Raw genomic sequence first — 14,114 nt, 5'->3', positions numbered from 1 at the left:
AGTGAAAAATCCGGTTTTTCAAAGGGGTGCGTACTTGGCGTGCTTTTTACAGCACCGTTTTGGGTACTGCTGATCGTACTGATAAAGAAAGTTTTATAGATAGAAAGCGACACGATTACGCTTAAGAAGGAAAAAAAAGAAAGATTAAAAAGAAAATTGCATAATCATGTTGCTTTTATAAAAAAATCGGTTTACAATATGAAAAACGTTCTTTTTAAAGAACATAAAATCCGACATAAACGGATTTATTTTTTACCCTTAACGTTCTTTATCGAGAATAAATGAGTGGAGGGACAGACATGCGAATATTAATTACGGGTGGAGCAGGATTCATTGGCAGTTCGTTATCTATGAAATTATTAGAGAAAGGATACAGTGTGAGGGTCATAGATAACTTGTCACCACAAATTCACGGAGACGACCCTCAGAAGTCTGAATTATTCCAGCGGATTAAAAACCGTGTGGAATTCATATTTGGAGATGTAAGGAACAAAGAGGATCTTCAATTGGCAGTAAAGGATGTAGATGCAGTGGTACACCTTGCCGCTGAAACAGGCACGGGACAATCAATGTATGAAGTGGAGAAATATATTGATGTGAATATTAACGGTACAGTGAATCTGTTGAATGTGATTGCTGAAAACCAGCATCAGATCAAGAAAATTGTCGTAGCTTCATCAAGAGCGATTTACGGTGAAGGAAAATATGAATGTGAAGAACACGGAGAAGTGTTCCCTGACAGCCGATCTGATGAAGATCTGTCGAAAGGAGATTTTTCAGCAAAGTGTCCCAAGTGTTCGCGCGATGTAGAAGTTCTTGCTACTTCAGAAGATTCACGGATTAATCCGCTTTCCATTTATGGTTTTACAAAGTTCGGCCAGGAAAACCTGGTCATGCTGACAGGGAAATCACTAAACATTCCGGCTGTTGCACTCAGGTATCAAAATGTATATGGTCCAGGTCAATCACTTAAAAATCCGTATACAGGAATTTTGTCTATCTTCTCAACCAGAATTAAAAATGGCAATGACCTCATGATCTTTGAAGATGGAGAAGAAAGCCGGGACTTTGTCTATATTGATGACGTGACAGATGCTACTGTCCAAGCGATTGAACTTGATGAGGCAAATCATCAGGTATTCAATGTAGGAACCGGGCAAGCCGTCAGTGTAACAGAGGTCGCACGTGCATTGCTTCACCATTACGGGTCAGATCTAACATATCAGGTAAGCGGTCATTACAGACTTGGTGATATCCGTCATAATTTTGCTGACTTAACTAAAGTGACAGGAGCTCTTTCATTCACCCCTTCGTATTCTTTTAATGAAGGAATTAAAAAGTTTACAGAGTGGGTCAACAGTCAGGAAGTTGAAGAGGATCGCTATGAACATGCAATGCTTGAAATGAAAGAAAAGGGATTATACAAATGAATGCGCTCTACAGGGGTAAAAAAATCCTGATGATTTCAGCCAGCTTTTTCGGTTATGAAAAGGAAATCCGCTGGAAACTTGAATCCTTTGGCTCTGAAGTGGATTACTTTGATGAACGTCCTGAAAATGATTTTCTGACAAAGTCATTGATCAGAGTGAACCGTAAGCTGCTCGCACCAAAGAACAATGCATATTACAACAATATAATAGAACAAACGAAACACCGGAATTATGATTTTATCTTTGTCATTAAAGGGGAAGTCATTTCAAACGTTCATATAGAGCGTTTGAGACAGGCACACAAACAGGCAAAATTTATCCTGTATTTATGGGATGCGTTAAGTTACTCACCAAATTCCAAAGTAATCAAAAACAGCTTTGATGCGGTTTATACATTTGATAAAAGTGATGCTGAACACTATACGGATATGCAGTTCCGGCCCTTGTTTTTCATTGATGAATACAGAAAGTCAGCTGAAGCAAAAGTGATCCAGGATATTGATGTTCTCTTTATCGGGACAGTTCATACAGACAGGTTCAGCGTGTTAAAGCGGATTGAACGTCAGCTTAAAGAGAAAAATCTGAATTTTTACTTTTATCATTATTATCCAAGCAAAAAACTGTATTATTTTAAGCGGCTGCGTGACAGGGATATCAGGAAATATGGGAAGGCTGAACTGAAATATGACAAGCTGTCAAAAGAAGAAATTACTCAGCTCTTTAACAGATCCAGAGTCATTGTTGATATTGAAAGGCCAAAACAAAATGGTCTGACCATGAGAACAATTGAAGTGTTCGGAGCGCATAAAAAACTGATCACAACAAATGAATCAATCAAAAACTATGATCTTTATAACCCTGAAAATATTAATATTATAGACCGTTATGCACCTGTCATTGACCCGTCATTTATTTATCAGGAGTACGAGAAACCTCCTGAAGAAGTATACGAAAAGTATTCACTGGACGATTGGCTGCATGAAATCTTTTTTGGCAAAAAACATTCAAACCACAGCATGATGCATGTGAAGTGAGGGGAGAATCATCCAATGAAAGTGATAAAGACAAAGTTTGAAGGTGCACTCCTGATTGAGCCTGATATGTTTCAGGACAGCAGAGGGTATTTCATGGAAAGTTATAAAAAAAAGCTGCTTGAAGAACATGGGGTGGTCATGGATGTTGTACAGGAAAATCACTCACTTTCGAGACATGCCGGAACGCTCCGGGGCATGCACTATCAGCTGAAAACAAAAGCGCAGGCAAAGTTATTAAGGGTCACAAATGGGGCGATCTTTGATGTGATTGTAGATATCAGAAAGAATTCCCCGACATTTGGTGAGTGGGAAGGATATATACTTACTGCGGAAAATAAGAGACAGCTTTTAGTGCCAAAGGGATTTGCACATGGATTTTGTACACTGGTACCTGATACTGAGGTTCAATATAAGGTCGATGAAGTATATTCAGGAGAACACGACAGAGGGTTTGTATGGAATGATCCGTTAATCGGCATCAGCTGGCCTGTATCGAATCCTGTTTTATCAGATAAAGACAGCAATCATCCATTATTCGATCAGGCAGAATACGATTTCACGTGGGAGGGGGTTAAGGCATGAGGTATCTTGTTACTGGCGGAGCAGGTTTTATTGGAAGTAACTTTGTCAAACATCTGCTGACTGAGGGGTCTGATCACTTTGTCGTCAATCTTGATGTCCTTACTTATGCAGGGAACCTCTACAATCTTGAAGAGGTGGAGGGACATGCAAACTATGTATTCATAAAAGGCAGCATCGCAAATAGAGAGCTGGTGGATCTGATCCTTGAGCAGTACAGCATTGATACCATTGTTAACTTTGCGGCTGAGTCTCATGTGGACAGGAGTATCACAGGACCGGATGTATTCGTCAAGACGAATGTCCTTGGTACGCAATGCCTGCTTGACGCAGCTAGGGCATACGGCATAAGCAAATTTGTTCAGGTTTCCACTGATGAGGTATATGGAAGTCTTGGAGAAACGGGGTACTTTACTGAAGACACACCTCTTGCACCAAGCAGTCCTTATTCAGCCAGTAAAACAGCAGCGGACTTACTGGTTAAAGCTTATCACGAAACATACGGCATGAATGTGAATATTACCAGATGTTCAAACAATTACGGACCTAATCATTTTCCTGAAAAACTGATTCCACTGTTAATCACAAATGCGCTGCAGGGGAAGGAACTGCCGATCTACGGTGATGGCAGTAATGTCAGAGACTGGCTCCATGTCAGAGATCACTGCCAGGCAATTGATCTCGTCGTTCATAAAGGCAGACCGGGTGAAGTATACAATATCGGCGGTCATAATGAAAAAACAAATAACGAGATTGTTCAGATGATTACTGATCAGCTGAATGTTTCAAAGGATCTGATCACTTACGTGGCGGATCGTCCAGGTCATGACAAGCGCTATGCAATAGATCCAACAAAGATTACAACGGAACTCGGATGGAAGCCTTCCTACTATTTCGAAGAAGGTCTGAAAGAAACGGTAGAATGGTATCTGGCAAACGAAGGATGGTGGAAAAATATAATGAATGGCTCATACGTAACCTATCATCCAAAGAAATCCGGTGATCAGTTATGCACCCATTAAAAGTAATGGTGACAGGCAGTAAGGGTCAGCTGGGACAGGAATTATGTCACGTGCTGATGAATGAAGGGCACGAAGTAACAGGGTTCAGCCGCCCTGAACTGGATGTCACGAATCCGGTTGAAGTTCGAAATAAAGTGAAGAACTGCAAACCGGATGTAGTGATTCATGCTGCAGCTTACACAGATGTAAACCGTGCTGAACAGGAGCCTGAAAAAGCGTTTCAGGTGAACGCGATTGGCACCAGAAATGTGGCACTTGCAGTGAAAGAAATCGGAGCGAAAATGGTCTATATCAGTACGGATTATGTATTTGATGGAACGTCACAATATCCGATCCGTGAAGAGGAAACCCCTAATCCGCTGAGTGTCTATGGAGAGTCCAAACTCCGGGGGGAAGAATACGTCAGAGACATTCTCAGTGACTACTTTATCGTCCGGACTTCATGGCTTTACGGCAGGTATGGCAATAATTTTGTGAAAAAAATACTTGAAGCAGGTGATCTGACGCAGACAGTCACTGTCGTCAATGATCAGGTCGGTTCCCCGACTTATACAGGTGATCTGGCAGCTGCGATTGCAAAGCTGATTGTCACGGATCAATTTGGCATTTATCATCTTTCAAACTCAGGAAGCTGTTCATGGTATGAGTTTGCCCGGGAGATCTTCTACCTTGCGGGTAAAGACGTCTCTGTTGAACCCTGTAAAACTGAAGACTTTAAAAGCCCGGCAAAACGTCCGGCGTATTCAATACTTGATCACGGCAGATGGAGAGAAAACGGTTTTGCGGAGGTCAGGCACTGGAGCGAAGCGCTGGAAGAGTTTCTGACACATTATTTAATCTCTTCATAAGAAAATATTGTCAGAGAGGGTGAAGATCATGAGAATGGATAGAGAAAGAGAAGTACCTGCACCAATTGCAGTCCCTTATAAAACACCAGTCAGAAAAAACGTTCACGTACTGAATAAGCATAAAACCTACCTGCTGATAAAAAGAATGATTGATGTGATGGGGGCGTTAGCTGGATTGATCATTTTATCTCCCCTGCTGTTATGCATTGCGGTCACTTATCTTTTTGGAGAAGGAAAAGGTCCTGTATTCTTCAAACAGCGCAGACTCGGAAAAAATGGAAAGGAATTTTACATTTATAAGTTCCGGTCAATGGTGATGAATGCGGAAGAATACTTAAAAAATAATGATATTCTTTATAAGAAATATCTTGAAAATAACTTCAAACTCGAACCTGAGGATGATCCGAGAATCACACGCATCGGCAGGTTTCTCAGAAAGACGAGCCTGGACGAGCTGCCTCAGCTGATTAACGTGCTGAAAGGAGAAATGAGTCTGGTTGGGCCTAGACCGGTGGTAGAAGAAGAATTGAAAAAATATGGAGACCGTTCCGGGGAGTTTCTATCGGTAGATCCGGGCGTAACAGGCTACTGGCAGATATGCGGACGGAGTGAAGTAGGATACCCTGAACGGGTGGATATTGAACTCTACTATATTCACCATCAATCCCTGACACTGGATGTGAAAATCCTAGTAAAAAGCATACTATATGTTTTGCAGAGAAAAGGGGCCTACTAAAGTGGAGCAGTCACTTAAAATCCGGGAATTCTGGTCAGTGATCAAAAGCAGAATCATTTTTATCGTGATGGCAGGATTCATCTTCGCTTTGCTGGGCGGAGCCATTTCTGCTTATATGGTAGACCCGTCATACGAAGCGTCGAGAAAAATCGTCGTCAATAATCAGGCAGAGCAGCTTGATTACAATACAGTGATGACGAACTTTCAATACGCCAATACGTATAGTGACTTTATCTACTCTGAAGTAGTGCTTGAAAAAGTGATCAGTGACCTGAGTCTTGATACTTCTGTCAAGGAACTTGAAAAGCAAATTGATGTCACAAGTAAAAATGAATCACAAGTTATTACAATTACGGTAAAGGACACTGATTATGAAAGAGCCGTTCAGATCGTGAATGCAACAGCTACTGTCTTCCAAAACCGTGTAAAAGAAATTATGAGACTTGATAACGTCATGCTCTTCCCGCCGGCTGAAATAAAAGCAAACGCAGAGTCCAGCAGTCCGGGAACGATGCTATTTATTGTAGTAGGAATGGTAGCAGGTGTCGGAATTGGACTTTCAATCGCATTCGTACAAAAACTTTTCAGTACAACAATAGATTCAGAGAAAGATGCGGTGATGCTGCTTGAGAGCCCTGTACTCGGTACAGTCTCTAAAGAACGTCATAAACAGCTGAAAGAGATGACGGCAGCAAAAGACGCTCAGCGCGTTTATTCCACCTATAAAAATCTGGGGAGGGAGGCTGAATGAGCTTACCGGTTAAAAAACACAAAGCTGAAAAAAGATTCATTATTACACAGCAGCAGCCAATGTCACCTTACAGTGAACAATACAGGGTGATCAGAACCAACCTGGAATTTCTTACGCAGCGTACTTCTATGAAGACAATTGCTGTCACTTCAGCTGATAAAGAACAGGGAACAACAACATCACTGGTCAATATTGGTGTCGTCATGGCGCAAAAAGGTAAAAAAGTGCTCCTGATTGATGGGAATATAAGAAACCCGGCACTACATTTGTTTTTCAGAAAAAAAAATCAGTACGGGCTTACAGATATTTTAGCTGATCCGCATATGAGAACGGCTGAATATATACTTCCAACTTCTGTTGAAGGGCTAAGTGTACTGACTTCCGGATCACAAAAAGGAATGGGAATTGACCTCATTTCAGAACAATTTACAGTATTACTTGAAAAGTTTAAGCGGATCTATGATGTTATTTTAATTGATTGTCCACCTGTTGTGGAAAATGCTAATGCACAAATTATCACAAGTTGCTCAGACGGATCTGTCATGGTCATCAGATTTGGTAAGACAAAAAAAGACAAAGCACTGAAAGCAAAAGAAAACCTGGAAAAAGGAAGTTCACATTTTGTCGGAACTGTTGTCCTTGATAAAAGAAAACTCAAGAAGGCACATTTTTTTTAACCAAATCGTTCTTTATTAAGAATTAAAATGGAGGAGTGAGCGGAATGAAAGGAATTATTTTAGCAGGTGGAACAGGTTCAAGGCTGAACCCATTAACAAAGGTGACCAATAAACACTTACTTCCAGTAGGAAAATACCCAATGATTTTTTACTCAATTGCAAAACTGAAGCAGGCTGGTATTACTGACATGATGATCGTCACCGGCAGACATCATGCCGGAGATATTATTAACCTTCTGGGCAGCGGATCTGAGATGGGATTAAAGCTTACTTACAGAGTCCAGGATCAGGCGGGTGGCATCGCTGAAGCACTTGACCTTGCTGAAGAATTTGTCGGCAATGATCTGATGGCTGTGATTCTTGGAGATAACATCTTCACGACTGATATTACATCTTATGTGACAGAATTCATGCAGCAGGGAAGAGGCGCTAAGATCCTGATGAAGGAAGTAAGTGATCCGGAGCGTTTTGGTGTGGCGGAAGTGAAGCAGGATCATATCGTGTCGATTGAAGAAAAACCGAAACATCCAAAATCAAATTATGCGGTAACTGGATTTTATATGTATGACGCAAGAGTATTCAACATCATCAAGACACTCCAGCCGTCAGGACGCGGTGAACTGGAAATTACAGATGTGAACAATGCGTATATTAAAATGAATGAACTGCAGTTTGGCATCGTAGACGGTGACTGGATAGATGCAGGCACACATGAATCACTGGCCCGTGCGAATAAAATCGTTGAAAATATTGTCATTGATCTGAAGGATACAGAACATGAGGTACCTGCTCCAGCAAAACAGCTGAAAATCGCTACGGTCTGATCGTTCTTAATAAAAAACAAATGATATCGAAATGAGGTGAACGATTCCGTGGACGAGAAGTCAGTCGCGATTATCCTGCTGAACTGGAATGCATACAACGATACAGTAGAGTGTCTGCATTCTCTTGAAAAGCTGGTCTATCAGAACTTTCATGTGTTTCTTGTAGATAATGACTCCAAGGATCAGTCTTATGAAAAGCTGAGAGCAGATCAGCTTTCAGGCGAATTCAGTCTTCCGCTTACCATTATTCAGTCTGGCAGCAATATGGGCTGTGCGGGTGGTAATAATGTCGGCATGAAAGCAGCTTATGAGCAGGGATACGAATACTTATGGATGCTCAATAACGATACGGTTGTTGATCAGCATTCGCTCACCAGACTTGTTGAAGAAATGGAAACGCATGATGAAATTGGAATTGTCGGTTCAAAGATTATCAATATGAATAATAATCTCGTATGGTTTGCCGGCGGTTCGATCAATCAATACCTTGGGACAAGCACACCCTACGGCATCGATCAGCAGGAGTCGGAAGAATTCAATACGAGAAAAGAAGTGGGTTTTGTCGTTGGATGCAGCATGCTGTTCCGCAGGGAATTAATTGAATTGATCGGCTGGCTGGATGAAGATTACTTTATCTATTATGAGGATACAGACTGGAATCTGAAAGCAAAAAAAGCGGGTATGAAAATTGTTTACGTGCCCGATTCCCTGATCTATCACAAGGAATCGAGCTCCACTAAGTCTGAGGAATTATCACCACATTACGCTTACTATCTGATGCGTAATGGTTACTTGTTCGTCAAAAGGAACAATCCGAAATACAAAATGATCGCACTTCTTTATATGGCATACAGAATCGTAAAATTCCACCTGCTGTATGTGTTGAATAAAGATAACAAGTTAAAGCGCAGCAGAATGATTTTCAAAGGCGCACTGCATGGCCTTAGAAATCAGATTGGTCAGTTTTCAGATTAGAGGTGAGGAGGGGGAAAGTGTGAATGAAGCGGTGATCTCCAATAAGGAAAAATTTTTTATCTTTTTAATCTTATTCAGTCTGATATTCTTACAGAGATTTGCCATTACAGTAGGTGACATTCAGCTTTCCCCGGTCTTTCTGTTATCACTGCTCTCGATCACAGTGCTATACGTACTGAACACAATTGAAATAGATCAGCGGAGACTGACATTGTTTCTTTTAGCGGTCAGCGGGCTGAGCCTGGTCAGTCTTTACGCACTGATGGAACTCAGATCAGTAGGTGTAGCATCCCTGCTCTCTGTCATTGTTTTTTACTTACCGCTGCTTTTTATTAACCGCAAGAGAGGCAGCCTGGATTATATTCTTTCTACTTACCAGACGATGATGATCATCATCGCCGTCATCGGAATTATGCAATATGCAGCCCAGTTCACAGGGGCAGGCTTTTATGACCCGCTTGAGTCACTTCCTGAACAGTTCATTCTGCAGGATTACAATACGCTCAACCCGATGTCCTGGGATTCACCGATTATTAAGGCAAATGGCATGTTCATGCTTGAACCGTCGTTTTTCTCGAAAATGCTGGCAATCGGACTGGTCATTGAATTTATCACAAGACGGCGTGTCACAGTGATGATGCTGTTCTTTGTCGGAATGCTGCTCGCCTTTTCAGGTACCGGGTTCATTATCCTGGCGATTGTGGCAGTTCCGCTACTGATTAAGATGAAGCCTGTCCAGTTTTTTCTGATTACACTGATCTGCGGCGTGTCAGTCTATATCATGTTCGCCCAGGGGTTTGGTGAAATTTTTGTCGAACGGCTGGAAGAGTTTAATACACCAAGAACTAGCGGACACGTCAGATTCATCGCACCATGGCAGGCATACGGGGAATTCTTTCGTACTGAAGATACCTCAACAGTCGTTTTTGGTTACGGGGCAGGAAGTGTGCAGGAATATTATTCAGCTAATTACACGTTTGATGAGTTGTCTCCTTCGCATATTACAGCTCACCCGATCGCCTATATCAAGCTGCTCGTTGAATACGGAATCATCGGCGGGATTCTTTTCACCATCTTTATTGTCTATACGTTCTTTTCTATTACTCATCACAAGGTACTAACACTTGCGCTATTCATCAATTATTCGTTTCTGACGGCTTCTCTCCTTCAGACAACAACCATTTATGTATGTTTTATACTCGGAACACTTGCGGTGAAGAACAGTCTGGAGAAAAAGGAGCAGTACACCGATCAGACTTATGAGCCCTGGCATCAATTAAAAGTCATTAAAGCAAAAGTTGATTAATGAATTGTAAAAAGGTGGTGAGCGGACGTGGTGGCAGAAACAGACGGCAGGACGATCAGATCAGGCGGTATATGGGCGTTTCTCGGAAAGTTTTCAACTTCAATTATGACACTGGTGATCAATGCAACGCTTGCAAGGATCCTGCTGACAGAAGAGCTTGGTTTATACTTCCTTATATTTAATATCGCGATCTTCGGCGCCTACGTATCGACCGCCGGCTTTGAACAGACAGTGGTAAAGTACGTAGCAGATAATCTTGCTCAGAACAAACCTGAAAATGTAATTTATATGATTAGAACAGCATTTCTCGGCACTCTTGCCGGATCAGCAGCTGTCGGGGTCTTATATTTTTTCAGTTCTGAGGTGATCGCATCAGTTATTTTCAATATTGAAGGATTAACAGCTCTTACACTGGTACTGATTTTCTGGATGATTGCTAATGGTTTTCAGGTACTCATAGGAGAGTCATTCAGAGGATTTCAGAATATTAAGCTCGCTACCATCTTTGGCGGACTTGCATCCACAGTCGTTTTTATTGTACTGCTCACATGTATCAGCCAGTTTGACTGGTACAGCTTATCCATTCACTCTGTCATCGTGCTGTGGGTCACTGCCATCTCCATATCCAATGTGCTTGGTCTGGCTGTTCTGATCAAAAAACTTTCAGTACTTAAAACAGCTCAGCACTTCAGCGGCAAACCGACCTTATCACTGAAAAAGATCATGCCGGTTACATTTCCATTCATGATTACAGCACTCAGCTACTTTTTTATCACCCAGGCTGATATCTGGATGATCAGTATAATCGGCAGCCAGCATGATATCGCGATCTACGGAGCAGCAGCAAAACTGGCGATTCTGATGTCTATGCCTTTTATTATATTGAACTCTGTCACACAGCCGATGATTGCAAGTAAATTTGCAGCCGGCAGAATAAAAGAATTTGAAAAAACGCTCAGGACTGTCACTGCGTTAGCTTTCATTCCGGCATTCCTGCTTTTTATAGTATTTGTACTTTTTGGAGACGTACTGTTAAAACTTATCTTCGGATCTGAAGTATACGGAAGTGGCGCACTGATTCTATTCCTGCTGGCTTTAAAGCATCTGCTGGTGATCTGGAGCGGCACAGCAGCGAATTTGCTGGCGATGACCGGTTATCAGAGAAAACTGATGATGATTACGATCATAACAGGATTCATCTCTATGGCTGCAGCTGGCTGGGCAGGTCAGCATTATGGAGGAGCGGGAGTGGCACTTGGATTTTTAATACCGGGAACGCTGGCGCAAATCTATATGATGATCAGCGTATACCGGGCGCTGAGCATTAAAGGCTATGCGGATTTCACGGGTATATACAGCCTGGTAAGAAAAGAAATTGTCAGAATCAGACCTGCAAGAAAACTGGTGTAGGCCGCGCAGGATCAATAACAATTGAGAGGTGTAGAACATGTACTTACAAACGAGAGTAGGAATTGCAGGAACTGGATTTATCGCTTCAGGATTAATCAGGGCACTTCACCTGCAAAAAGATATAACAGTCACAAGTGTGCTGACGAGAAGAAACCTGAATGACTTTCATTCATTTCCTTACCAGGACAAGCTGACAAACGAAATAGACAGACTAGTAGCCAGTTCAGATCTGATTGTAGAGTGCAGCGGTGATCCGATTTATGCAACAGAAGTTGTATTACGGGCTTTTGCGGCCGGACTTCCTGTGGTTACGATGAACGCTGAGCTCCACGTCACGTCAGGCTCGTACTTATCTGAAAGAGGATTTATAACTGAAGCTGAGGGAGATCAGCCTGGATGTATCGCAGCTCTGCGTGAAGATATAATGCAGATGGGCTTTAAGCCACTTGTATACGGTAATATCAAAGGCTTTATCAATCTGAATCCCGAACGCGAAGACATGATCTATTGGAGTAAACGCAACAATTTGAGCCTTTCGAAAGTGACTTCATTCACTGATGGAACAAAAGTTCAGATTGAACAGGCCTTTATTTCAAATGGGCTTGGTGCAGATATTTATCAGGATGGATTGCTCGGCCCGGCTGCTGAAGATATTAAAACAGGAGGAGAATATCTCGCTGAAAAAGCAAAGCAGCATGGTGCAGCGATCAGTGATTATGTCTTATGTCCCAAAGGTCCTGCCGGCGTATTTATTACAGCTGAGCATGAAGAAGATCAGCAGGGAGCACTTGAATACCTGAAGCTTGGTCCCGGTCCATTTTATACACTCGTCCAGAACTATCACCTGTGTCACCTTGAAATTGTTAAAACAATCAGACGTGTCATGAATGGCGGGGGCGTATTGCTCAATAATTCTTCACTCCCTTCAGTCAGTGTAGGATCAATCGCTAAAAGAGCAATCAGTAAAGGAGAAAAAATCCAATCGGCCAACGGCAGCTTTGATGTCAGAGGAGAAGCGGTAAGAATTAAAGATCATGAGGGGCACTTACCGGTCGGTCTGTTTGAAAATGCGGTCCTTCTCAATAATATAGAAGAAGGTCAGCTGATCACAATGAAAGATGTCGATATCGAAGAAACAACAGCACTTAACGCCTGGCTTGAGACGGAAAAGAAAGTGCTGAATCAATATAAGGCGGCGAGCAAATGAAAAAATTAATGATTACGCTTGTTTTGTTCGGCGGAGTGATTGCGCTGATCTCACTTTGGCCGGAAGATGAAAAAACGCATGGAACAATAGAACCCAGGCCGGAAAGTTCAGATACTGCTTATGTAAATGTGAAGGAATACGGGGCAGTCGGAGACGGTGAGCATGATGATACAGAAGCGATCAGAACAGCGATCGAAGAAAACGATCATATTTATTTTCCAACAGGTACTTACTTAATCACCGGTTCGATCGAAGTGGACTCAAAAAGAGTGGAAGGGTCAGGAATGGATACAGCTGTGATACACAGTACTGCAAATGAGCCGATTTTCAGGATAACAGGTTCAAAAAATGATGTCAGAAATCTTGGACTTAGTTATGAAGGCTGGGATCAACGTGAATATACAAAGCGAAACGCCATTCAGTTTGAAGAACAGGTTGCCAATTCGGTCTTTGAAAGTATTCATATGGTATCAGTCTACAGAGGTTTTTACATTGCACAGGACAAAGAAAATTATGCATTCTCAGTGAACATGAGAAATATTTATGTTTATCAGTACGCTAAAAATGCGATTCATCTGGTGCCGCCACAGGGCGGTAATACAGGGAGTGTAATAGAGAATATCTACACATCCAATGGCCTGAGAGATAACCGTTATGAAGCGGAAGTCGTGCCTTTTGTCTTTGAGCGTGCCAGTGAAATGACGCTGATTCAGCTGAATGCAGAATGGGCAAATATGGACACTGCATTTCAATTCGACTACTGCTTTAACGTTGTCGTCATCAGTCCGCATCTCGAAGGGAATAACCTGCGAAATGAAAACAGTACATTTTTTGATATTAACGACTCGAACATAAAAATTATTGGCGGACGTGCATATGACAACGAAATTGAAACAGATTCATCTATTTTTACGATGAAATGGAACTCAATGGTATCAGCAGATACATTTTATACAGAATCCAATACAGAAACAGGTGGAACACTTTCGCTCCTGCGTACCGAAGACAGTACAGAAGGACGCCTTGAATTAACAGGTTTTAAAACAGATCAAGATGAGTTGCTGCAAAACCAGTTCCTGCTGAATCAGGATGGCACGCCGGTACTGACCAGATTGAATGATCAAAGTTATTTTGACGGAATGGGTGTTTACCCAGCTGGAGCGCTTCCGGAACCATCAGCAGCCTGGAGAGGCAAGATGATCCTGGTTGACCATGGTGAAGGCGATAAAGTCTATATCTGCATTGGAACGCGGGACGGGTATGAATGGCAGGAAGTTTCTAAGAGTGGAGAAGGCACTTAGAAGAGGAGGAAATG

Annotated in this window: 14 protein-coding genes; all 14 read left to right on the top strand. The window is 42.1% G+C overall.

Annotation, left to right across the window (positions count from 1 at the left end):
• Positions 1 to 299 precede the first annotated feature (299 nt).
• The 14 genes from JOD21_RS09340 to JOD21_RS09275 all read left to right on the top strand — a co-directional run bounded on the left by JOD21_RS09340 (position 300) and on the right by JOD21_RS09275 (position 14,100).
• Complete coding sequence (locus tag JOD21_RS09340) at positions 300 to 1,430, top strand: SDR family NAD(P)-dependent oxidoreductase (RefSeq protein ID WP_204729347.1); 1,131 nt, start codon at positions 300 to 302, stop codon at positions 1,428 to 1,430.
• 29 nt (positions 1,431 to 1,459) lie between these two features.
• Complete coding sequence (locus tag JOD21_RS09335) at positions 1,460 to 2,464, top strand: WaaS/CpsH family glycosyltransferase (RefSeq protein WP_204729346.1); 1,005 nt, start codon at positions 1,460 to 1,462, stop codon at positions 2,462 to 2,464.
• Between the two features lie 15 nt (positions 2,465 to 2,479).
• Positions 2,480 to 3,046 (top strand): dTDP-4-dehydrorhamnose 3,5-epimerase, encoded by a 567-nt coding sequence (gene rfbC / locus JOD21_RS09330; protein ID WP_204729345.1) that lies wholly within the window; start codon positions 2,480 to 2,482, stop codon positions 3,044 to 3,046.
• Positions 3,043 to 4,065 (top strand): dTDP-glucose 4,6-dehydratase, encoded by a 1,023-nt coding sequence (rfbB, locus tag JOD21_RS09325; RefSeq protein ID WP_204729344.1) that lies wholly within the window; start codon positions 3,043 to 3,045, stop codon positions 4,063 to 4,065. The genes rfbC and rfbB overlap by 4 nt, the downstream gene beginning before the upstream one ends.
• Positions 4,053 to 4,913 carry a dTDP-4-dehydrorhamnose reductase gene (gene rfbD / locus JOD21_RS09320; protein ID WP_204729343.1) on the top strand — a complete coding sequence of 287 codons (861 nt, stop codon included), beginning with the start codon at positions 4,053 to 4,055 and terminating at the stop codon, positions 4,911 to 4,913. The genes rfbB and rfbD overlap by 13 nt, the downstream gene beginning before the upstream one ends.
• Before the next feature lie 145 nt (positions 4,914 to 5,058).
• Entirely contained in the window at positions 5,059 to 5,649 is a 591-nt protein-coding gene (locus JOD21_RS09315) for a sugar transferase (RefSeq protein WP_239581532.1), read from the top strand.
• Between the two features lies 1 nt (position 5,650).
• Positions 5,651 to 6,400, top strand: a complete 750-nt coding sequence (locus JOD21_RS09310) for a Wzz/FepE/Etk N-terminal domain-containing protein (RefSeq protein WP_204729342.1) — start codon at positions 5,651 to 5,653, stop codon at positions 6,398 to 6,400.
• The gene (locus tag JOD21_RS09305) at positions 6,397 to 7,077 is read left to right on the top strand and encodes a CpsD/CapB family tyrosine-protein kinase (RefSeq protein WP_204729341.1); all 681 of its coding nucleotides are present in this window, start codon (positions 6,397 to 6,399) and stop codon (positions 7,075 to 7,077) included. Before JOD21_RS09310 ends, JOD21_RS09305 begins: the two co-directional genes overlap by 4 nt.
• A gap of 44 nt (positions 7,078 to 7,121) precedes the next feature.
• Positions 7,122 to 7,901, top strand: coding sequence for a sugar phosphate nucleotidyltransferase (locus JOD21_RS09300; RefSeq protein WP_204729340.1), 780 nt, complete (start codon positions 7,122 to 7,124; stop codon positions 7,899 to 7,901).
• A 48-nt stretch (positions 7,902 to 7,949) separates the two neighbouring features.
• Positions 7,950 to 8,876 (top strand): glycosyltransferase, encoded by a 927-nt coding sequence (locus tag JOD21_RS09295; RefSeq protein WP_204729339.1) that lies wholly within the window; start codon positions 7,950 to 7,952, stop codon positions 8,874 to 8,876.
• Between the two features lie 19 nt (positions 8,877 to 8,895).
• Complete coding sequence (locus JOD21_RS09290; RefSeq protein WP_204729338.1) at positions 8,896 to 10,182, top strand: hypothetical protein; 1,287 nt, start codon at positions 8,896 to 8,898, stop codon at positions 10,180 to 10,182.
• Between the two features lie 27 nt (positions 10,183 to 10,209).
• Complete coding sequence (locus tag JOD21_RS09285; RefSeq protein ID WP_204729337.1) at positions 10,210 to 11,592, top strand: oligosaccharide flippase family protein; 1,383 nt, start codon at positions 10,210 to 10,212, stop codon at positions 11,590 to 11,592.
• Between the two features lie 37 nt (positions 11,593 to 11,629).
• A complete protein-coding gene (locus tag JOD21_RS09280; RefSeq protein WP_204729336.1) occupies positions 11,630 to 12,799 on the top strand; it encodes an NAD(P)-dependent oxidoreductase in 1,170 nt (389 codons plus the stop codon).
• The gene (locus tag JOD21_RS09275; RefSeq protein WP_204729335.1) at positions 12,796 to 14,100 is read left to right on the top strand and encodes a glycosyl hydrolase family 28-related protein; all 1,305 of its coding nucleotides are present in this window, start codon (positions 12,796 to 12,798) and stop codon (positions 14,098 to 14,100) included. Before JOD21_RS09280 ends, JOD21_RS09275 begins: the two co-directional genes overlap by 4 nt.
• Positions 14,101 to 14,114: the final 14 nt, after the last annotated feature.

Source organism: Jeotgalibacillus terrae, from assembly GCF_016908195.1.
GTDB classification, from domain to species: Bacteria; Bacillota; Bacilli; order Bacillales; family Jeotgalibacillaceae; genus Jeotgalibacillus; species Jeotgalibacillus terrae.
Note: the sequence above shows the minus strand (reverse complement) of the source record. Positions and strands in the feature narration are given on the sequence as shown.